We start from the raw sequence: 19,740 nt of genomic DNA on the forward strand, positions 1-19,740 counted from the left end.
GGCTTCATTGTTCGTCCTGCAAACGCAACGAAGCCTTAGCTGTTGGCTATAGTATTTTTATTATTAAACTAATTAATCTTTAGAAATTAACTTAGGGTCAATTGGAAAAATTTCATCATTTTCTAGCATCAAAAAATTTGGATTTAAGTCTTCAGGACAAGTAATCGCTAATTTGACTTTTTTTGTTTGTTTTGCTTTCAATTTTTTCTTGTTTTTTCTATATATCCAAGTTATTGTTCCAGCAGCTAAAGCTAGGTCAACATTATATTTAATTTTATTGTTTATGTCTATAAGATAGAAATTATTGAAATCAATTAATTGTTTTTTATCTGAGGTGTTTTCAAAAGTCAGGTAGACCATAAAGTATTTAAATCCTTTTTTTGTATAATAATGCCCACTTCCAGTATAAATTTTAGACCATTTTTCAACCTTATCAATATGAAAGTTTAAGTCAACATTATATTTAAATTTTTCTTGTGAAAAAGAACTTTTAATACTTAAAAAAGTAATTAAAATAAATACTGAAAGGATTTTGCTTTTTAAAATCATATATTCTAATTTATGCTCATTGATTTATATTAAACAGGACCTTTATATTGTTGCCAGCGGTTTTGTATGAGATTAGTTGCGTGGTTTAAACAAACTAATTTAACAAATACAAACCGAATAGCTCCCGTTTGAGCACAATATGGAAAAAATATCCATAAAAAATCTACTATCCGCAGTTTTATTCACTTCCTTTCTGGTATCCGGACAGGAATTTTATTTTGGCATTTGCCATGCCCTACCCGGGGCATATAAGTGAATGCATAGCGCGGAAAAGAGGGATTGTGTATATTTATGCGTCGTACAACCGGCCACACGAACGCTTAGTTATTGCCAATAGTTTTTATTTCAAATTAACTTTAATCGTAGCTATCGGATTTCCTTCCACAACTATGTCAAATTCTTTTATATTTTCAGAAGTCAATTTAGCTTCTATAATTATCTTATTGTCTAAAATTTCTTTTTTTGTTATTTCAACACTTGGAATAACTAGATTATACTTATTCATTTCTTCAGCGGAAAGTTTTGCATACTCTTCGTCACTCGGAAATTCCAAATTGTTTTTTGAAGCATAGGTTTCCCAAGGATAACCACGTAATAAAATCCAGCGCTCAGGGTTTTTGGTTTGTAATTCGATTTTTACAATTCTATCTTTTTCTACTTCGATTGTTTTTTCTTTAGGTGATAAAAGTTTAATCTCATCCTCAAAAAAACTTTGGTCAGTTATAGTCGGCAGTTGGTCAAACTCTTCTTTAGTCAGTCCATTTTCGAGTAAAGTCCATTCTTTATACTCGGGATAATGAGAATAGATAAAGGATTCTGGATTGGTCATAAACCAAAAATCATCTCTTGTAGGATTATTTTCATTTTTACTTGCCCAAGTAGCGTCTATTAAAAACCATTCCCCATTAATTTTAAAAGCATTCCAAGCGTGGTCTGTTACATTTTTTGATACAAAACTATCTAACCATTGTTTTGAGTAGCCATTTATAACTTTGCATTCAATTCCGATGTCATCACATAGTTTTTTGAAAAGAAGAGAATAACCACTACAAATTGCTTTTTTTCTTTCTAAAGTTTTGTCAATGACGTTGCCCTCCGAAGTATAAAATTCACTTTTTAGTTCTTCGCTTTCATATAGTTCAAAGTCATAAGTGATATTGTCAGTAATCCAAACAAATAAAGCTCGTACTTTTTCTAAATCTGTTTTAAATTCCGATGTAATGTTTTCGGCAAGTTCATCTTTGGGACTAAATCCGATTTGCGAAACTTTTTCGTCAATTTCGATAAAATCAGATTGTGCATTGGAATTAAATCCAATGATAAGTAGTATGATTAATATGCAAGATTGATGTCTATTCAAATTATTAGGAACGGTTAGTATATGAAAAGTAGGCGATTTCGAAGCACTGAACTTTCGGTTAAGTACAAAGTTTGATATGAGCCAAAAACTTTCATTTTACTACTATTTCGCCTATTTTTTTATATACATTGTTACAAGCTGGCTTTTTTTATTTGAAGTAAAAGTCAAGTCCATTTACCGGGTTTATTTTAAAATATTGTTTGTCTTCGTGTGTTTCGTTTACGAAGTTGAAAATCTGTATTGCTCTTTCAATTTCTCCTTATTTTGGTGTTGAGAATAGTCTTACTGCTCTTGCCCTCCAAATTTGTATATATCCCAATGCCAATTGTCTTATATTTTCGTTTTCATCAATCGTTCCAATCATCAAATCTGGAATTGCTGTCCAACTACCCACTTTGTTAAAGAGTTTCAGCATTGATTTTTTTAGGTCATAATTTCCTGTTTTATAAATATCTCTCGCCTTAGATAAAACTTCTTGTCTCGGAATATGTGATAAATAATCAATAATTACGTTTCTAAGTCCAACATAGGAACTGTCAAGATTTGCAAAAGCAAATTCGTATGTACTTTCTTCATCAAGTTTTGCTAAAGCCAAAAGTGCAGTCTTTCTAATTTTTATCTTCTTGTCGTTTAGATACTGCTTAACTGTTTCTGAATATTGGCTTGCTTCGATTTCAGCAAGGCCGCTTAAAGAACCAATTACTTGATTTTTTTTCAGCAAGTTGTCATTGTAAAAGACAGCAAGGTTAGTATTGGATTGTTTCAGCGTGAACCTTGCAAAATGTCTGATTGTCGCTGAATTATCCGCTAAAAAACTCTTTACGATTGTCTTAAATTCACTTTTATCTTTGAGACAATATAGTGTTTGTAGTCGAAGTTTTGCGGACTTGTCATTAAGCAATTGGTCGATTTCTCTTTCTCCAAGCATTTCAAAATGCTCAATAGCCAAGTTCCTAATTAAAAAATGTTTGTCGTTTAGTAAAAGCTTTAAATATGCTGAATTTTGGGTTAAAGAACTTGAAATATGTTTAGCTAAAAGCAATCTTAGTTTGTCAGGATATTTTTTGAAATTTTCAATTACATAATCTCTGTTTGTCGAAGCTATGAACTCAATAATTTCTTGATAAACACCACTAAGGTCTGTCCGCTCAACTTTTTGAAGCCATTCAAAGATTGGTAAATTTTCAATTAGGCTATCAATGTAGTCTGTGGTTTTATAGTTCTCTATTCCTTTTAGTGCAGCTTGTCGAACTGGCAAAACCCAATCTGCTAAACGATAGATTAAAAATTGTATAGCTCTCGGATTTTCAACTTGTGAAAGCTTTTTTACAGCTTTTTCTCTTACGTATCCATTTCCGTTTAAAGAACTAATTGCTAATAACTCTACATATTGTTCCTTTGGAAAATTTGCTTCATAAAAGTCAATGTCGCTTTTTGATATGCTACAATGTTTGAGAGTGTCGTAATATCCCTTTTTGCTGTCAAGCTTCTTGAATAAGTATGTTATTGTTTTGCAAGTAGTTTCTCTTATTTCTTTGTTGTTGTCTTTTAAAAGTTCCGTCAAACTGTAAATAAGACTTGGATAACCGTCATTGGCAATTTTAGTTAAGGCATTAATCTTATCTTCCGTGTTGTCCTTTGAGAAAAACCAATTCTTGTTAGGTCGTCTTAAAATTTCTATGTATTGCCAAATTTTCATTTCTTACGGTGTCGTCTTTTAGGCTTGCTTGTAACTCATAAATATACGAAATACTATAACCTATTTCTTACTTTTTTCAAAACGTATACGCATCACAATATATGAGTAACATACAAGATGTTATATAAAATTATACCGATGCGCATTTTGTATTGTCAGGGACAAACATAAGGTTAATGATTTATACCTGTTTACGGTAATCCGTATCTTGCCTTTAAAAAAATTTCATTTCTTTGGGTGTGGCACATTATAAATTATAATTACGGATGTAATTTCTCTAAAAAAAAGAAATGTCATACCCGAATCCTTTACTATGAAGCATATTTTAATTACACTTTGTTTTGTTTGGGCAGTACTAACAGGTTATGCTCAAGGGGATACGGCTACATCCGGCCACATGACCTTTAAGGGAGTGCCGATGGACGGCACTTTAAATGCGTATGTTTCCAAGATGAAAAAGAGCGGATTTATGCCTCTTGGTACAAAAGACGGAATTGCCATGTTTACGGGTGATTTTGCGGCCCTAAAAAAACCGTGATGTATAAAAATATCTAATCTTATATTCTTAAACCGTAAAAATTATTGTATGACTCCTGAACAATTCAACTCAAGAGATTATCTCCCCCTTGGCTATTATCCCTGGCCTATTAAAATTAATCCACATGTAGAGCAGATGGGAAAAGATATGGACCATTGGATAGATTACGATTATACGTTTCTGGAAGAATGGCAAAGAGAAAAGTATAAAAGAATGCGGCTTCATGCGTGTACGGCATGCATGTGGCCTGACTTAACCTACGAACAAACCATTCCCTGCAACAGGTTCATGCTCCAGTATGTTGTGCTCGATGACCAGCTGGAAGATTTATCGCTTGAGGAAAAGCAACGGCAGCGCATTCGTTGTATGGAAATTTTAAATGGGGCCCTGCCTTTGCCGGAAGAAAATGCAATGTACCAACATATGGCACTCATCAGGGATGAGTTTCGTGCCATAATGCCTGAAACGTGGATGAAGCGTTTCATCCATTACTTCTACCTGACCTTTAGGTATGGGATTGAAGTGGAACATTCTTATAAGGTAACCAATCAGCCACCGCCTTCCTTTGCTGTTTATAAAGCAATCCGTGAATATGCTGTACTGATGCATCCATACCTGGTTTTAGGGGAAATTGAATCGGGCTTGGTTTTGCCCGATCATATCGTTGACCACTGTGTCGTTCGGCGTATGATAAGCTTGATGGTTAGAATCATTATTTGGCAAAATGACATTCATTCCTTGCCCAAAGAGCTGGCTAAGGGAACGGAGGTCTTTAATGTGATTTTTGTCCTTGAGCGGCAATACAATCTTTCCCTGGAGGATGCTTGCAAAGAGGCGTTACGAATTCATGATGCAGACCTGGAGGAGCTTCTGACTTTGCACAGGGAATATCGCGAGTTTGGAGAATACCAGAAGCATATAGATAAATTTGTCTACTATTTTGGGCTCGGCGTCCAAGGCGTAAATACATTTTATGTGCAGGAAACGGAAAGGTATTTACCCGGAGGGGAAGGATTTGCCTGGCCCGAGAAAAGCTAGTTATTGTGTTGTTTACTACATAATATATGAGGATGGTTGTTTTTTTTGTAGTCCACACCCAGGGCCATTTTAAAAAGGAATATGGTAAAAAGATGTGGAAACAATGGGGAACACGGCTTTTTTACTGGCAGGGCACCATATACACCGCTACCGGAATTACATTTCTGACCATGTGTTTTTTAAAATGGGCCGATGTTTTGACTTTTTAAAAGTCCCCGACTATCGCCCGGTTAAACACGGTATAGGGAATGCATGCGCCAAAAAACAAGCTTACATATCTGTACTTCTTTCTGTATGTTATTTTCATTACCGCTATAACCTATATTGATGATATCACCGGTTTAAATGGGATGTAAAAAAATTGCGGATACTGCTCATCCTTCTGACTCTGCTTGAAATCAGGTATATGGTTATTGTCTTCGCTTTCCTGGCATTCTTGCTTGCAGTATAAAATAATATAATCAGAAAAAGGTCTATCTTTAAAACCTGATGATCGCAAAAACAAGCTTATGAGAAAAATTGCTTTATTAACAGTTGTCCTTGCCTTATTGCCCGTTTATGTGGTTTACTCTCAAAACTCCACAGATAAGTTAACTTCCGATTTTTTTACCAGGTACGAAAAAAACACTGACGACGCATTTGATTTTATTTTCGGCACCAACAAATGGATGGCAGAAAACAAGGACGGAACCAAAAAAGTCAAATTCCAGATCCGGGAATATGCCAACCTCCTTGGCGAATATATCGGTTATGAAAAAGTAACCGAGAGATCTCTGGGCGAAAGTCTGAAAGTAATCGTCTACCTGGTTAAATATGAGAGGCAACCGTTGCGATTTATCTTTAAATATTATAAGGCCCGGGACAATTGGGTACTATATAATTTGAAATTCGACGAGAACATTGATAATGAACTGGATGAAATTATGAAATATGAATATTTAAGTGGTAATTAAATGAAGTTTCAGTATCTAGTATTTAGTGTTTTCTTTTTGCTCTGCTGGTACACTTCTGCACAGAACATGGATTGCAGCAACGTAAGAACAGGAATATTTAAAATGGAAGACAAAAATGCGGGGCCGGCCATTATCACCAGAAATGATTCTACACAGGTAGAATTTATGGAAAAACTAAAGCTAAAGATTGAGCTTAACGTTCACTGGGTAAACGATTTTACCTTTACATTAACCCTGGCACGCGTATTGGAAAACCCGGACGATCTTCCTGTTTTTAGAGAAATGATCGTGACTTCCGAAATTCTTGAAGTCAAGGAGCACTCTTATGTACAAAAAAGCACATCGAACGTTTCTGACAAGGTTATGATATCAGAACTTTTCAGAACAGAACAATAAAAATGATTTAAAATGCCGTCCCGGAGAATGTATAAAGTAATTGCTTCCCTGGTACTGTTCATATCTTGTACAGGTTTCGGATATTCGCAAAAAGAAAAAGCTTTGGCAATCTTTACAGGAAATGTCAAAACAGATATTAACCGTTATTTTACAGACACTATTGTTGTTGCCGATATTATGGACGGTATTGAACAAAGTCCGAGACAAGTGGAACTAACCGCAAAATTTCAGCATGCCATCCGGGAAAACTACGAGTGGTTTGTAACATATATGAAAACAGTTCCTGCAGGAGAGCCTATGCCCTATCATTCGAATATGGGTATATCTAAAGATGAATATGACGAATTTCAGGGATTTATGCAAAACGCCCGGTTGACTTCAACAGGTCGTGAAAACCTGGAAATACTGAAAAAAGACACGTTAATCTCCTTTAAAGGCAGCGGGAAACTCCAACCCTATAATGAGATTCGGATAGACCTTAAAAACAACAAGGTGCTATACAAGGATTATGTACTTCCGTTCGGGAAAGAGGTCATTATCGAGAGTGAAGACAACGGATTCGGGAACAGGTGGAAAGGATATACCTGGACTTACGAATATCCTGACGGTATGAATAATGCAGATTTTACCAATTTGGAAAACCTGAACATTAAACAGCTAAAGTTCACCATAGGCCAAATGGAAAATGACGGGCGGATTCTTCTGGAATTAAAGGAAAGAATTGTGAAAAACGGAATAAAGACCAAGGACATTGGAATACCAATCCTATTTTGATAAAAACACCATAGTTGATAACATCCATGCTATGAAAAATTGGATTTATTTAGCCTCTATTCTCCTAACCTTTAGTTGTAATGGACAAGAAAAAAACTGTTCAGAATTTAAAACCGGAAAGTTTAATTATATTCTGGAAAACCGTCCGGACTTGATTATTCGGACAGATACCTCCCAAATTGAAATAAACCCTATAACAAAAGTTGAAGTCTATTCTTCGATTAAATGGATTTCGGATTGTGAATATACCATGATCTACGAAAAAATCCTGAATCATCCGGAAGACGTCAGCCATATGATAGGACAAAAAATACACGTGGTAATCACAAGTACCGATTCGCAAGATTACAAAGTCCACGCAACCAGTCCGCGGCTTAACCATATTTTGGAGTTCAAAATTGCGGATGACCATTAACACTAAAAGACAAATAATAATGGGGTTTTTAAGTCGCGTTTTCGGATTTAGTCAAAATAAAAACCTGGTTGAACTGACCTCAAATCAAGATGCTGAAGAAGGCTGGCAAGATTTGATTTTCACAATTACGGAAAAAGAAAAATTGGATAACGGATTTTGGGGTTTGATCTGCAAAGCCAAATATGAAAACCAGGTTGTAGGATTAAAAATCAACATTGTAGACGGAATTCCGGCAGGAATCGTAAATGAAGAAATTGACAATACAAGTTTTGTAGCAAACGGAGTTGAAATTCATTCCATCGGAAAAGAAAGTGACAAATTAATTGAGGTGATTTCTAAACTTTATGGTCAACCCAAAAAGACAAAATTCACTGAGGAAAAACTGACTTTTACAGTTTTTCCGTTAAATAAAGAAAAGGGGATTTTGGAAAACGGAAGATTCCATTTCAAACTGTTTTTTGACGAAAATGATGAACCGAATTTATACGCAGAAATATTCTTAAATCCTGACTTAAAAAACGGAACTGTAGCATTGAATGAAAAGGATGAAGAATATAGGCTCAACATTGTGAAATTGCTATCTGAAAAATGAAAAACTCGCTCCAAGAGTATATATAACAGGGGAAACCTGGGGAGTGAACGGATATCGTTTGAAGGAAGGATTGTGTATATTTGGATAATATGTAGCATTTAAATGAAACTCCGTATTCAAATAATAACTCTTTTGATCCTTTTATGCTCTTGTACACCACAAGCAACATTGTTTAAAGTGGACAAAGCCAGAATCGGAGTAAATTACAAAAACTCCAGGGGCACTATTTTTAATCCGAATTATCCTTTTGCCAACTTCCATGTAAGGGATGTCGATTCAACAATGCAATGGACACCAGATAAAGCAGATATCGAACTTGCGGAAGAAATTTTAAATACGCAGATTAAAACACGGAATAAGAATAAAATGAATCAAAGGGGAAATTGCCCTGTTATTCATAGAAACTTATATTCTTATTTCAGACAGTATGTAGGGATCATCAATGATAAAGGAGAGCGAATTATTCATATCAACTTCTATTGGGACCGTTATGATCTCATGGACCGGCTAAGGGGATACGCGGACCTAAGACTGGACTATAATTCGGATTATGCTATCGTATTCGACGGATGTAGTTATTATTGGCAAATCAACGTGAATCTCGACCGAAAAGAATTGAGCGGCTTAATGATAAACGGAGTGGCATAAGGCCTGCTCGCAAAGTGTACTCAAAAAGTTCTGCGTAATTTAAGGAAAAGTTTAAACAACATCATAAGATATATAAAATCAAAATAGGATATCGCATATATTGTGATATTCTTTGTTATAAAGCATTAAATAGAATCAATGAATAAAACAATAATTTTAGTTTTCATGCTAATAATTAGCATTAGCTCGTTCGGACAAATTACTAATGAATCTGAACTGACTGGCAAATGGGAAGTTGCTAAAATCCTTGAAAAACCTTCCGATCCGGAATTTAAACCTTTAATAGATGGATTTGAAAAGTCAATTTTTATTTTCAAAGAGAATCGGGACTTTGAATTAATCACAACTAATAGTTCTGAACTATTTAAAATGATGATGACTGAAGTCCTGAACGGAACCAAATGGAAATTTGTAAAAGATAAACAGTTAATAAAAATCGGAAATCAGGAAGATGGATATACTGCGATGGGAATTTTAATCAATAAGAATAATGAAAATTTATTATTTCATATAGATGAAAGCGGATTGACCTTTCAAATGAAGAAAACGGAATAAAAATCTGTTTAGAATAACTAAGCTGGATTGGGTAAAACTACACATTTAATTCACAAAGGCATTAACCCGTCTATCAAAATAACACTTTGACCAAACCAAACTTTGACATAAAAGTAAACAACCACTATAAACTTTATGTCTTTCGGAAAGACCAAATCCTCTTTGAATCCGAATTACAGAAAAACGGAATAAAATACTACACAGATATTAATGAACAATCGTTTACCGATAACGGCATCCGGTATTTCCTGCTCACCTCCGACAGGCAACATGTTGACCGGGTGTTAAAAGAAAACGGCATTGTTGCTAATACGGAGTCCCTTCTTATAGGAGATTTTAGGGACCGCAAGAAAATCCTGAAACTGTTCGGTATAGTGACCGCCATAGTTACCGGGATTGTATTTTTGATTGTTCTGTTTGGGAAATGGTTTGGGTGATTTAATATGAGATAACGTATTAAACTTTGGCAAAAATTGGATAATTTGCCGGAAATTAACCGCCGGTGATAGCGTGGAATAAGTAATAAAGTCTAATGCATCCTTTTAAATCTTTTACAATAACATCTCTCCTCCTGCTTATGGCCTGTAATAAACAGCCAAAAGCTACGAACAGGGCCAATATGGAGTTTAAGGACTCTGATTCTACCTATGTTATCCTGAACTATAAAAAAGACTGGCATTGGATATTTAAGGATGTGCAACCTTCCACCCTATCCGAAACAGAGCGCAGTGCAACGGAAAAAATAATCCTCCGGGCCATCCGCGAAAATAACGAGCGGCAAATAAAGGCCCTGGAAGCCCATAACCGCAAATACCCGGAACCCCCAAGGACAGCAACCGGGTTTGAACTGCAAACAGAAGGGTATAAACGACAATATGTTCCGGTAATAAACCGGGAAGGACAAAAAATAGTTTGGATAAATTTCTTTTGTAACGATTGGAACGACAAGCGTTGGAAATCGGATATTCTTATGGTTGCTGATGGCGGAAACTGCTACTTCAGTCTGAAAGTAAACCTGGATACCGGGACCTATTCGGAACTTCATATTAATGGGTATGCGTGAAAGATGAAAAAAATAACCTTATTTTCCATATCTCTTTTTTTTATTCAAATGTTATCTGCACAGGATATATCCGGCGCAGATTTATACGGTACATGGATATTTGTTGAACTACATGATGAAAATGGAATTAAACAAACCAAAATCCCTATTCCCAAATTCGGAAAAGATGCTGTTGAAAAAGTAAACCGGGACAGCTATGACTTTAAGGAAAATGGAGAATATGTAAGCTGGAACCCGCACAGAACTTCATCGGGCACTTGGTTTTTCGACACAAAATCCAGGCAAATAAACCTGGAATTAAGAATATCTCCGGATGACAAATTTTTACCTCATCTGAAAAAAGCCGGGATTGTCACGCCGAGCGTTGATGGTTTTTATTATCAAAAACCTGTAAAAAAGCAGGTACTGTTTTTCTCCAAAGACTCCATGACCATAGCAGACCGTGACAAGTATTACCTGGTATATAAAAGGGAATAATACTCCGGGGAATAAACAGATTTTCCGGTTACTTTTTATTTCAATTCAATTTGTTCATTCATAAAACCCAGTACTTCCTTAAAATAGCTTTCCAATCCTTCATGTTCTTCTTCTCCCGGGTGCCAGTTTGCAAATTTCCAGTATTTCCATTGGTTACTAGTTGAATTTGGCGGAATAAGTAAAAAATATTGCTCTTCATTTATTCCTCCGATAAGAATACTGTTTTCAAGTTGTTTTCCAACATATTCAATGCCATCAATGCTATATGCTTTGATAATATGGCTGTCCATATTTTTCAGGTAATCAATTTTATCAATACATTCAAAAGTCGGTTCAATATTGTTGGGTGCAGAAAACCCGTTCGTAAGGGTAAGGAACTGTTTAAAGTCTGCCGGAAATTTTATTCCAAGTCTTTCTTCTGCTAGTTTTATTTCAGTTTCTAAAGCCGGTTCATTTCCTAACCACTTATTCGTTATCTGTTCTGGTGTGAATTCAAAATCTGCTAATTCAATTGCCTTTTCCGAAATTTGTTTTAAGAGATTTTTCATTTTTTAAATTAACCTTAACAGTTTAGCTATGATACGTTACAAACATTTCCGCAGGAAACTATTCGTCGTAGCCCTAATTTAATTTTTGACTTAGATTTTCTGAATAAAAATCTAACTCAACGGATTATAGATTGTAAGGCATGGCTTTTTATGCTACCCATAATTCCCGTGCTTCTTCAACAATCCACTTTTCTTCTTTTTTCAAATGAAAAATCATCCCTGCCCCGCAGTCTCCGTTTCCGGCACATAGAAATGAGGTGTAAACTACTGCCCTATCCAAATTTTTATTATAACTAATTGCCGAAATCTGAACCATGCCAATATAAGGGCTTTTTACATTTTGATCCGCCATAGTCTCTAGCGTATAGCGGTCAAAGCCTTTAATCTTTTTTAAATCCCACTTGTGCTTCTTTTTAAAATCATTTATGGAAAACTCCGTAAAATTTCCAAAAGTCAAGTAGCTATCTATGACCTCAAGGTCAAATTCAATTACGTTTGTATGGTTCAATACGAGTAATGAATGGTATTCCTTTGCCGTGTCAATCCAATAAAGTCCATTTGCTTCGTCCGATTCATTATCATAAGAAAAATTAAGAACCGCTGATAAAATTTCGTAATCGTCTGCTTCGTTATGCTCTTTTTTACACGCTAAAAAAAGTATTGCGGATAATATTAGTATGAAATGAGATTTTGTTTTGGGCATAACTATTATGGCTGGTTACAGAAAATTTCAGCTACGATGAGCTTCTGGTCTATAACATTCTTTATTTCAATTTTATGATCCGGCCCGGTTGTTCAAATCTTAGCGTATCGTTTTGTAGGATTCCGTTATAAAACAGGGTATCTCCTGTTTTATCCCATTCTGCCGGGATAGTAAAAGTAACAAATTTGCCGGGATTTTCTGAAGGCTGGATTTTGTATATTTGATAGTACTATAATGTAATAGAAACTTTGGAGATCATCAGGAAAGATATTGAAAACTTAATCGAATTGAAAAAGAAGGATACGTTTCTCCATCATCTCCGGACGGTTTTCCTCCGTAACCTTCAACCTACCGGAGAGGTTGGAAAACATCGAATTAAAATCTGGAGACAGAATACCTGGAATTCGCTCTTCTACCCTGTTTTCACCTTTAAACTGAACACAAAGGATCATCTGGTTGATATTACGGATAAACCGAATCCCGTAGGCAAACTGTTATTCGGCATTTTCATCATCGGCTTCCCGGTTTTAATCTTTTCTGATGGTCTTATCGAATTTGGCATGTTGGGGTATTGGTTCCCTATACTGGTTATAGCCGTGTTCTTAATGGTCCTGATCTACGTCGGACGCAAAATATATAACTATGAGAAGCAAAATCAACTTGAGGAGATATTTGAACTATTAGATATTGAAGTCGAAGAAAAAGCTCCGGAAAAAGAGTGGTCATTGAAAAATACATGTATCCGGGTATGCACATATCTTTTTTGCGCTTTCCTGGTCTGGCTTAATGTTACAGTGATTATACCTCAAAAGGGCTATCTGCTTACATTGGGAACAGCGGTTTTTGTAATCCCATACCTTTATACGGATATAAAAATATGGTTTAATAAATTAAGACAGAAGCATTAGATTTTATCCGTTTTCTCTGCTGATCTTGGTTTGAGTCCGGCAGGAATAAAGGCTTATCGTAAAAAGCGTATATTTAAACCTGTACAATAACAACCATGCCTATGAAAAAAATTACACTTTTATTTTTGCTCTTGTTTGCTTTGGAGGGATTTGCCCAGGATAACGCCTTAGTTACCACTCCCCCCTTTCCTTACCCTGCCGGGTTTTATGAAAGTTATGAAGATTTTCAGCAAAGAACTCCTGCCAAACCGGTTACTTTTGAAGCAAGCCAACTGAAAAACACACTTTCTACCGGCTTCCAGCTTATAGAGAGCAATGGCAAACGGATAAAAAAAGCTTTTGCCGTTTCGGACGGTGAAAAGTTATATGTACGTGTATCGCACATGAAAAAGCATTTTGCAGATAAAAACAAGGGGAACCCCATAGATGTACGCCGCGATTATTCCCCGGCCTACCTGGTCAATGACCGGTATGCCTATTTTGAAAATTATTTTTACAGTACCGGAACCGCCATATTAGGTGCCGGGGCCATGCATCTCCGGGGAGTGCTATACAAGAAATCAACAGGAGATTTTACCGTTTTTAAATACGGTGACGATGTAAAGCTCTTTTTGGAAAGTAACTACCCGGAAATGGTGGGGGATTTCGATCTTTCTGAGAAAAAAATAAATGTGACCATCGTTCGAAGTATTATGGAGGCCATTTTTGATAAAAATAAATAAAGCAATACCTTCTGTTTATTATATACTCTTAAGGTTAGAGCATTGCGGCAACAAAAGCTATCGTAAAAAGCGTTTGTAAAGCCTCTTAGAGGTTGTTGCAAGATTAACGCACCCCAGGTATAGCAGGCTTTGGTTTTGATGTATGTTTGTATTAAACACACACTTAACACGGTTCTTAGTATGAGGCTCAAATCATTTCATTTTCGTAATTATAAGTCGTTTGGAGGTTTGGTCACATTTACTCCCGGGGATATTACGCTGCTAACCGGCGCCACCGGTTCTGGCAAAAGCAATGTGATGTCTTTTCCCTGTTTTTTGCGCAAGATGTTGTATGCAGACGGAAGGTTACAGGAATATGTGGCTTACGAAGGGGGAGCCATCGCCATACTCTACCAGGGAACATCATCTATAAACGCTATGGATGCTTTCCTGGAAATAGAAACGGATCACGGTAATTACGAATATGCTTTCAGCCTGGCCCCCGTCAGACCAAACAAATTGGTCTTTCAAAAGGAACAGTATCGGTTTACGAAAAAGACATCCGTAAAAAAAGGAACTTGGTCTTTTTGCGGAGAAGGACACGAGGAAGCGGAAATTACCAGGCGGACGAGCAAGGCTGCCATGTCCATATTGCAAGAGCTTCGAAAGCTGGAAGTCTATAACTTTCATCAAACTGCAACTACTGCAGCCATACGTCTAAAATGGTCATTGGCGGATGGTCGCCGGCTTAAAAACAATGGAGAAAACCTCGGCAGTTTTCTGTATCGCCTGTACAAAGAAGATAAAACATACTATCAGAAGATCGTAAAATGCCTGCAATTGCAACTGCCCTTTTTTAAAGATTTTTACTGGCGGGAAGCATACGATCAGATACTGCTTCAGTGGAAGGAAAAAGGGAAAGATGCCGTATTTCATGCCGGACAAGCCTCAGACGGAATGCTTCGGTTGATGGCATTAACTGCGCTTCTCATGCAAAACCCGAAAGACCTCCCGGCTGTGCTCTTCCTGGAAGAACCGGATTGCGGCCTGGGCCCGGAAACCATACTGCCCCTGGCCGAAATGATACGCGATGCGGCTGCCAGAGGATGCCAGGTGATCATGACTACCAGATCAGAAGCTATTATCCAATATTTTTCGCAGGAAACAGTAATAGCGGTGGAGCGGGGAAAAGCGCATAATACAATACATTTAAGATGCCGGGATGGGATCTATTAATGAAGCAGGATAAACAGGGAGCAGGGGATAGCAGCATCACTTCCACTATGCAATGCATTCCAAAAAGAAATTGGCCAATAAGGGCGTAAAGGTTATATTTGAGCTACTTAATGTTCAAACTACAATAGAATATGCCCGAATCCCAAAACACGGAATACAAACTTACCTGGCGGGACGAATACCTGAAATGGATATGTGGTTTTGCCAATGCCAATGGAGGAAAACTGTATATAGGTGTCAATGATTCTGGAAGGGTAGCTGGTATAGACAACCCCAACAAGCTACTGGAAGATTTACCCAACAAGTTCCGGGACATCCTTGGTGTGTATGCGGAAGTAAACTTGCAGGAAGACAAAGACAAACACTATCTTGAAATCATAATACCCCGTTTTGATGTGCCTATTTCAGTGAGAGGAAAATATTATGTCCGTACCGGAAGTACTCTGCAGGAACTGAAAGGGCCGGCATTGAATGAGTTTATCCTGAAACGTACTGGTAAGACATGGGATGACATTCCCGAGCAAAGAGCTTCCATTAATGATATTGATAAATCCAGCATTAAACAATTCCTGAAAGATGCACGTATCGTTAAACGGATCAATGTTGAAGACAATATCGACATTCCGGACTTGCTTGAAAAACTGCGTCTGCTTGAAGACGGGCGTTTGAAAAGAGCTGCCATTATTTTGTTTGGAAAAGACCCCGGGAAATTTTATCCGAACATAGCTGTTAAAATCGGCAAATTCGGAAATACGGATGCCGACCTAAAATTTCACGAAGTCATAGAGGGCAATATAATACAGCTTAAAGACAGGATCGGAGAAATGCTCAACGCCAAGTTCTTTATTCATCCAATTGATTTTATGGGAATGCAACGGGTGGAACTGGATGAATATCCGGTAGCTGCTGTACGCGAGATGATCTTCAATGCACTGGTGCACCGGAACTACATGGGAGCACCTACACAAATCCGGTTGTATGATGATAATTTCAGTATTTGGAATGATGGTGGTCTTCCGGAAGGAATTTCCGAAGAAGACTTAAAGAAAGTTCACCGTTCCAAACCGAGAAACCCGCTGATAGCCGACACATGTTTCAAAGCAGGTTATATCGACTCCTGGGGACGAGGAACAATAAAAATTATTGAAGCTTGTAAAGATGCCGGATTACCGGAACCGGTTTTAATAGAAGAACAAGGAGGTTTCCTGAGCAAAATATTCAAAGATCGTTTTACCAAAGAGCAATTGAAGAAAGCCGGACTGAACGATAGACAAGTCAAAGCGGTATTGTATGTAAAAGAGAACGATTCTATCACTAATTCGGAATATCAAAAAATAAACGACACATCCGACAGAACGGCATTAAGAGACCTGGAAAACCTTATCAAACGCAACATTTTCATTAAGCAAGGAGAAAAAAAGGGAACGAACTACAAATTAAAATTTGGCGGATAAATGGCGGATATATTGCTCATTTGGCGGATAAATGGCGGAAATGAATGGCCCCCAGCTGGTCCTGTAAGGCTCCCTAAAAAACAAAGCGTTCTTAATTAGAAAAACGTTTAAATTTAGGGTAATGAAAAAAAACATACAACTGAAAGCTAAACAGACATATTTAAAGGGAAAATCAGTTTTTGTAGTTTCTTTGATCGTCATCGGGATTACCATACTGACCATTTATTTAACCGGAGTAAATTACAACCGGAGTTTGACTTCAAACCTGTATTTATCATTAGGGATCATTGCAACCACAAAGAGGTATTACGTATATTGGGCGTTATAAAAAAACCAAATAAATCGAATGAAATTAAATATTTTAGGACTTGCAATACTACTTCTAATTCTAACCATTTCTTGCAAAACTGAAAAAACACCTGAAAACCAGAATTCTAAACTTATATCATCAAAAATAGATTCGATAGCCGAAGTTAATAACTTCAATGGTGTCATCCTGTTGGCAAAAGATTCCGTCATACATTATAAAAAAGCGTTCGGATATTCTGACCTGGAAAATAAAGTCAAACTAAATATTACCGACCAATTTTATATTGGTTCTATAAGCAAGCAAATTACAGCCGTATTAATTCTTCGGGAATACGAAAATGGAAATCTTAATTTAACAGATAAACTAAATAAATACCTGCCTGAAATAAATCAACCGTGGGCCGATGAAATAACCATACACCATTTATTAACGCATACACACGGCATTGTTGCTATTGATAAGCCATTGGAGTTTAAGCCTGGAACACAATTTCAATACTCGCAAATAGGGTTTGGATTACTGGCTCAAATACTTGAAAAAATAAAAGAAAAATCATTTGAAGAAATAACAACAGCATTTTTTAAAACATACAACCTAGTTAACACCTGTCATCCGACCCATAAAAATTATTCGAATTTAGTCAAAGGGTATGAAGAAAACGAAACAGGAAAGTTGCGGATTGCCGAAGGTAACCCCGTAAAATATATAGCAGCGGGAGGGTTTATATCCAATGCGGGGGATTTACTAAAATGGAATACACTGTTGCATTCGGGAAGATTAGTAAAAATGAGCACTCTAGATTTAATGAGAACACCATATGCGACGAGAATCCATCCCATATTTGATAAAATAGCATATGGCTACGGATTACTCTTTAAAGACGGGGAACAAAGTGTTCAAATAGGAGCATTTGGCTATGTACCAGGCTTCCCTACTGCCAACTATTTTTATCCTCCATCCGGAATTAATTTAATTATTTTGGAAAACATAGGCGTAAACCTGGATGATTTTAATGTAACTTTCAAAACGCATACGGATTTAATGGATTTAATAAAAAACGAACGGCCCGTGGAGTAGATGGCTCCCGCCGTTGTAGCACACATGATGCAAAACGAAATACAAATGAACAAAATTATAGTTCTAACATTGTTCTTTACAGTAGGGCTTATATCCTGCAAAAATTCTGGAAAAGAAACTGACAAACTTGATATTGCAAAACAATACTACAAGGTTCTTGACAATTCTGATGATTCCGGAATAGCATCTTTATTGACCGATAGTCTTTTGACTAAAGAAAGCGAATATGACTATGAGCAGACATTTTCCCTGAAAGAATACATTGAATGGTTGAAATGGGATTCGGTATTTGACCCGACATACGAAATCCTTGAAATTGAGCTGGAAAACGAAATTGTCAAAGCAAAGATTTCAAAAATTGACAAAAGAATCTTGTTTCTTCACGAAGAACCGATTGTCTCTAATCAAGTGATCCGATTTGATAAAAATAAAATAATCAGCGTTGAAACAACTTACGTGATATTTAATGACACGACATTTCTTAAAAACAGGGATGGATTTTTAAACTGGATTGACGAAAATCATCCTGATTTGAACGGATTCATACACGACCAAACCGAGGCCGGTGCTATAAAATACTTAAAAGCCATCGAATTATATAAAAACAGAAAATAATGTGCTATAACATTATGGAAAACCTTAAACTACAGAACAAATGAGACATTTTTATTTAACATTCTTAGTGATTTTTTCTTTATCGTTCTCTATGCATGCCCAAAGTCAAGATACGCTAGTAGACATTGGGGGGTATAAAATGTATTTTAATATCATGAAAGGAAAAGGAACTCCAATTCTTTTTGAAGCCGGCGGGGGTGCTGATAGTTCTGTTTGGAATAATATATTAGAAAAAATTCATAACGTTACGGGTACCACATTAATTACTTATGACCGGTCTGGATTTGGACAAAGTGAATTAAATCCAAATTTGAAAAACGATTCGGATTTTGGAATAGAAAATGGTATTACAGAACTGGAGACAGGTCTTTCAAAGTTGGGTTTCAACAATGAAGTTATTCTGGTTTCCCATTCGTACGGTGGATTGTATAATTTGTTATTCGCACGTAAACATCCTGAAAAAGTGCTCTCGGTCATTTTAATAGATGCTACGCTTAGTGATTTCTGGAATGAGGAATTACTGACAATGAGAGATATGAATATTGATATAAGTGCTATAAAAAAGCCTTCAGGTGATTTTTATTTGAATTCAAATTTCAATAAAACAATGCGCTATACGAGAAGTATGCAGTTCCCGGAAAATACCCCAATTACAAATATTTTTCCTGAAAACTCCTTTCCGGGTTTTCCAGTACTTTCAAACAGATGGAGAAAACTCCACAAAGAGCTTGGTGAACATAAGGATAATGTAAAAAATATTATTGCCAGGGGAAGTGGTCATACGGTATTTCAAGATAATCCTGCGTTAATCATCAATACAATAATTAAAGCATACTCAGAAACGCTGGACGAAGGGCAACAAAATGCGCTGTTACACAAGGCTCTGGATAATGCCATAGAATTATCTATTGAAGCTAAGGTAAATAATCGTTCAGAACATGATTTGAATGAATTAGGTTATTCATTTTTGAGAAATGAAGAATTAGATAAGGCTTTAGAAGTTTTTAAATTAACTACAATTTTATTTCCAGATAGTTTTAATGCATATGATAGTTATGGTGAAGCCTTATTGATGGCAAACAAAAAAGAAGAAGCCATTAAAATGTATGAGAAATCAATTGAATTGAATCC

The 19,740-nt window shown here is 36.4% G+C and carries 26 protein-coding genes; 21 read left to right on the top strand and 5 right to left on the bottom strand.

The features are described from left to right. Positions 1-72 precede the first annotated feature (72 nt). The 3 genes from ACVBDU_RS22995 to ACVBDU_RS23005 form a co-directional block, all read right to left on the bottom strand. Positions 73-549 (bottom strand): hypothetical protein, encoded by a 477-nt coding sequence (locus ACVBDU_RS22995; RefSeq protein WP_447182014.1) that lies wholly within the window; start codon positions 547-549, stop codon positions 73-75. A 340-nt stretch (positions 550-889) separates the two neighbouring features. Further along, a complete protein-coding gene (locus tag ACVBDU_RS23000; protein WP_447182015.1) occupies positions 890-1,909 on the bottom strand; it encodes a transglutaminase domain-containing protein in 1,020 nt (339 codons plus the stop codon). A 259-nt stretch (positions 1,910-2,168) separates the two neighbouring features. Next, complete coding sequence (locus ACVBDU_RS23005) at positions 2,169-3,608, bottom strand: HEAT repeat domain-containing protein (protein WP_447182016.1); 1,440 nt, start codon at positions 3,606-3,608, stop codon at positions 2,169-2,171. 313 nt (positions 3,609-3,921) lie between these two features. Between ACVBDU_RS23005 and ACVBDU_RS23010 the strand changes: the two genes are divergently transcribed. The 13 genes from ACVBDU_RS23010 to ACVBDU_RS23070 all read left to right on the top strand — a co-directional run bounded on the left by ACVBDU_RS23010 (position 3,922) and on the right by ACVBDU_RS23070 (position 11,057). After that, entirely contained in the window at positions 3,922-4,146 is a 225-nt protein-coding gene (locus ACVBDU_RS23010) for a hypothetical protein (RefSeq protein WP_447182017.1), read from the top strand. A gap of 48 nt (positions 4,147-4,194) precedes the next feature. Then, a complete protein-coding gene (locus ACVBDU_RS23015; protein WP_447182018.1) occupies positions 4,195-5,184 on the top strand; it encodes a terpene synthase family protein in 990 nt (329 codons plus the stop codon). A gap of 32 nt (positions 5,185-5,216) precedes the next feature. Then, positions 5,217-5,393, top strand: a complete 177-nt coding sequence (locus ACVBDU_RS23020) for a hypothetical protein (RefSeq protein WP_447182019.1) — start codon at positions 5,217-5,219, stop codon at positions 5,391-5,393. A 300-nt stretch (positions 5,394-5,693) separates the two neighbouring features. Then, positions 5,694-6,137, top strand: a complete 444-nt coding sequence (locus tag ACVBDU_RS23025) for a hypothetical protein (protein WP_447182020.1) — start codon at positions 5,694-5,696, stop codon at positions 6,135-6,137. Beyond that, the gene (locus ACVBDU_RS23030; protein ID WP_447182021.1) at positions 6,138-6,533 is read left to right on the top strand and encodes a hypothetical protein; all 396 of its coding nucleotides are present in this window, start codon (positions 6,138-6,140) and stop codon (positions 6,531-6,533) included. Between the two features lie 27 nt (positions 6,534-6,560). Continuing rightward, positions 6,561-7,307 (top strand): hypothetical protein, encoded by a 747-nt coding sequence (locus tag ACVBDU_RS23035; RefSeq protein ID WP_447182022.1) that lies wholly within the window; start codon positions 6,561-6,563, stop codon positions 7,305-7,307. Between the two features lie 151 nt (positions 7,308-7,458). After that, on the top strand, positions 7,459-7,722 hold the full coding sequence (locus tag ACVBDU_RS23040; RefSeq protein ID WP_447182023.1) for a hypothetical protein: 264 nt from the start codon (positions 7,459-7,461) through the stop codon (positions 7,720-7,722). After that, positions 7,712-8,314 carry a hypothetical protein gene (locus tag ACVBDU_RS23045; protein ID WP_447182024.1) on the top strand — a complete coding sequence of 201 codons (603 nt, stop codon included), beginning with the start codon at positions 7,712-7,714 and terminating at the stop codon, positions 8,312-8,314. The genes ACVBDU_RS23040 and ACVBDU_RS23045 overlap by 11 nt, the downstream gene beginning before the upstream one ends. A 177-nt stretch (positions 8,315-8,491) precedes the next feature. Next, entirely contained in the window at positions 8,492-8,962 is a 471-nt protein-coding gene (locus ACVBDU_RS23050; RefSeq protein ID WP_447182025.1) for a hypothetical protein, read from the top strand. Positions 8,963-9,100: 138 nt separating this feature from the next. Next, the gene (locus ACVBDU_RS23055) at positions 9,101-9,517 is read left to right on the top strand and encodes a hypothetical protein (RefSeq protein WP_447182026.1); all 417 of its coding nucleotides are present in this window, start codon (positions 9,101-9,103) and stop codon (positions 9,515-9,517) included. Positions 9,518-9,603: 86 nt separating this feature from the next. Next, positions 9,604-9,954, top strand: a complete 351-nt coding sequence (locus ACVBDU_RS23060) for a hypothetical protein (RefSeq protein ID WP_447182027.1) — start codon at positions 9,604-9,606, stop codon at positions 9,952-9,954. A gap of 140 nt (positions 9,955-10,094) precedes the next feature. Continuing rightward, positions 10,095-10,580 (top strand): hypothetical protein, encoded by a 486-nt coding sequence (locus tag ACVBDU_RS23065; RefSeq protein WP_447182028.1) that lies wholly within the window; start codon positions 10,095-10,097, stop codon positions 10,578-10,580. Positions 10,581-10,583: 3 nt separating this feature from the next. Beyond that, a complete protein-coding gene (locus ACVBDU_RS23070) occupies positions 10,584-11,057 on the top strand; it encodes a hypothetical protein (protein WP_447182029.1) in 474 nt (157 codons plus the stop codon). A gap of 35 nt (positions 11,058-11,092) precedes the next feature. Here the strand turns inward: ACVBDU_RS23070 and ACVBDU_RS23075 are convergent, their stop codons facing one another. Together ACVBDU_RS23075 and ACVBDU_RS23080 are read right to left on the bottom strand one after the other, a co-directional pair. Continuing rightward, positions 11,093-11,605 carry an SMI1/KNR4 family protein gene (locus ACVBDU_RS23075; RefSeq protein WP_447182030.1) on the bottom strand — a complete coding sequence of 171 codons (513 nt, stop codon included), beginning with the start codon at positions 11,603-11,605 and terminating at the stop codon, positions 11,093-11,095. A gap of 148 nt (positions 11,606-11,753) precedes the next feature. Then, positions 11,754-12,308 carry a hypothetical protein gene (locus ACVBDU_RS23080; protein WP_447182031.1) on the bottom strand — a complete coding sequence of 185 codons (555 nt, stop codon included), beginning with the start codon at positions 12,306-12,308 and terminating at the stop codon, positions 11,754-11,756. Positions 12,309-12,595: 287 nt separating this feature from the next. Here ACVBDU_RS23080 and ACVBDU_RS23085 point away from each other — a divergent pair, with 287 nt between their 5' ends. The 8 genes from ACVBDU_RS23085 to ACVBDU_RS23120 all read left to right on the top strand — a co-directional run. Beyond that, a complete protein-coding gene (locus ACVBDU_RS23085; protein ID WP_447182032.1) occupies positions 12,596-13,216 on the top strand; it encodes a hypothetical protein in 621 nt (206 codons plus the stop codon). Between the two features lie 101 nt (positions 13,217-13,317). Continuing rightward, positions 13,318-13,938 (top strand): hypothetical protein, encoded by a 621-nt coding sequence (locus ACVBDU_RS23090; RefSeq protein ID WP_447182033.1) that lies wholly within the window; start codon positions 13,318-13,320, stop codon positions 13,936-13,938. 180 nt (positions 13,939-14,118) lie between these two features. Further along, the gene (locus ACVBDU_RS23095; protein WP_447182034.1) at positions 14,119-15,153 is read left to right on the top strand and encodes an AAA family ATPase; all 1,035 of its coding nucleotides are present in this window, start codon (positions 14,119-14,121) and stop codon (positions 15,151-15,153) included. Positions 15,154-15,284: 131 nt separating this feature from the next. Further along, the gene (locus ACVBDU_RS23100) at positions 15,285-16,607 is read left to right on the top strand and encodes an ATP-binding protein (RefSeq protein WP_447182035.1); all 1,323 of its coding nucleotides are present in this window, start codon (positions 15,285-15,287) and stop codon (positions 16,605-16,607) included. 121 nt (positions 16,608-16,728) lie between these two features. Beyond that, the gene (locus tag ACVBDU_RS23105) at positions 16,729-16,935 is read left to right on the top strand and encodes a hypothetical protein (protein WP_447182036.1); all 207 of its coding nucleotides are present in this window, start codon (positions 16,729-16,731) and stop codon (positions 16,933-16,935) included. Positions 16,936-16,953: 18 nt separating this feature from the next. Further along, positions 16,954-17,994, top strand: a complete 1,041-nt coding sequence (locus tag ACVBDU_RS23110) for a serine hydrolase domain-containing protein (RefSeq protein ID WP_447182037.1) — start codon at positions 16,954-16,956, stop codon at positions 17,992-17,994. Positions 17,995-18,039: 45 nt separating this feature from the next. Continuing rightward, positions 18,040-18,609, top strand: coding sequence for a hypothetical protein (locus tag ACVBDU_RS23115; protein ID WP_447182038.1), 570 nt, complete (start codon positions 18,040-18,042; stop codon positions 18,607-18,609). Between the two features lie 40 nt (positions 18,610-18,649). Continuing rightward, positions 18,650-19,740 (top strand): alpha/beta fold hydrolase (locus ACVBDU_RS23120; RefSeq protein ID WP_447182039.1); only part of this gene is annotated, 1,091 nt, incomplete at its 3' end.

The sequence above is a fragment of the Sinomicrobium endophyticum genome, from assembly GCF_052983315.1.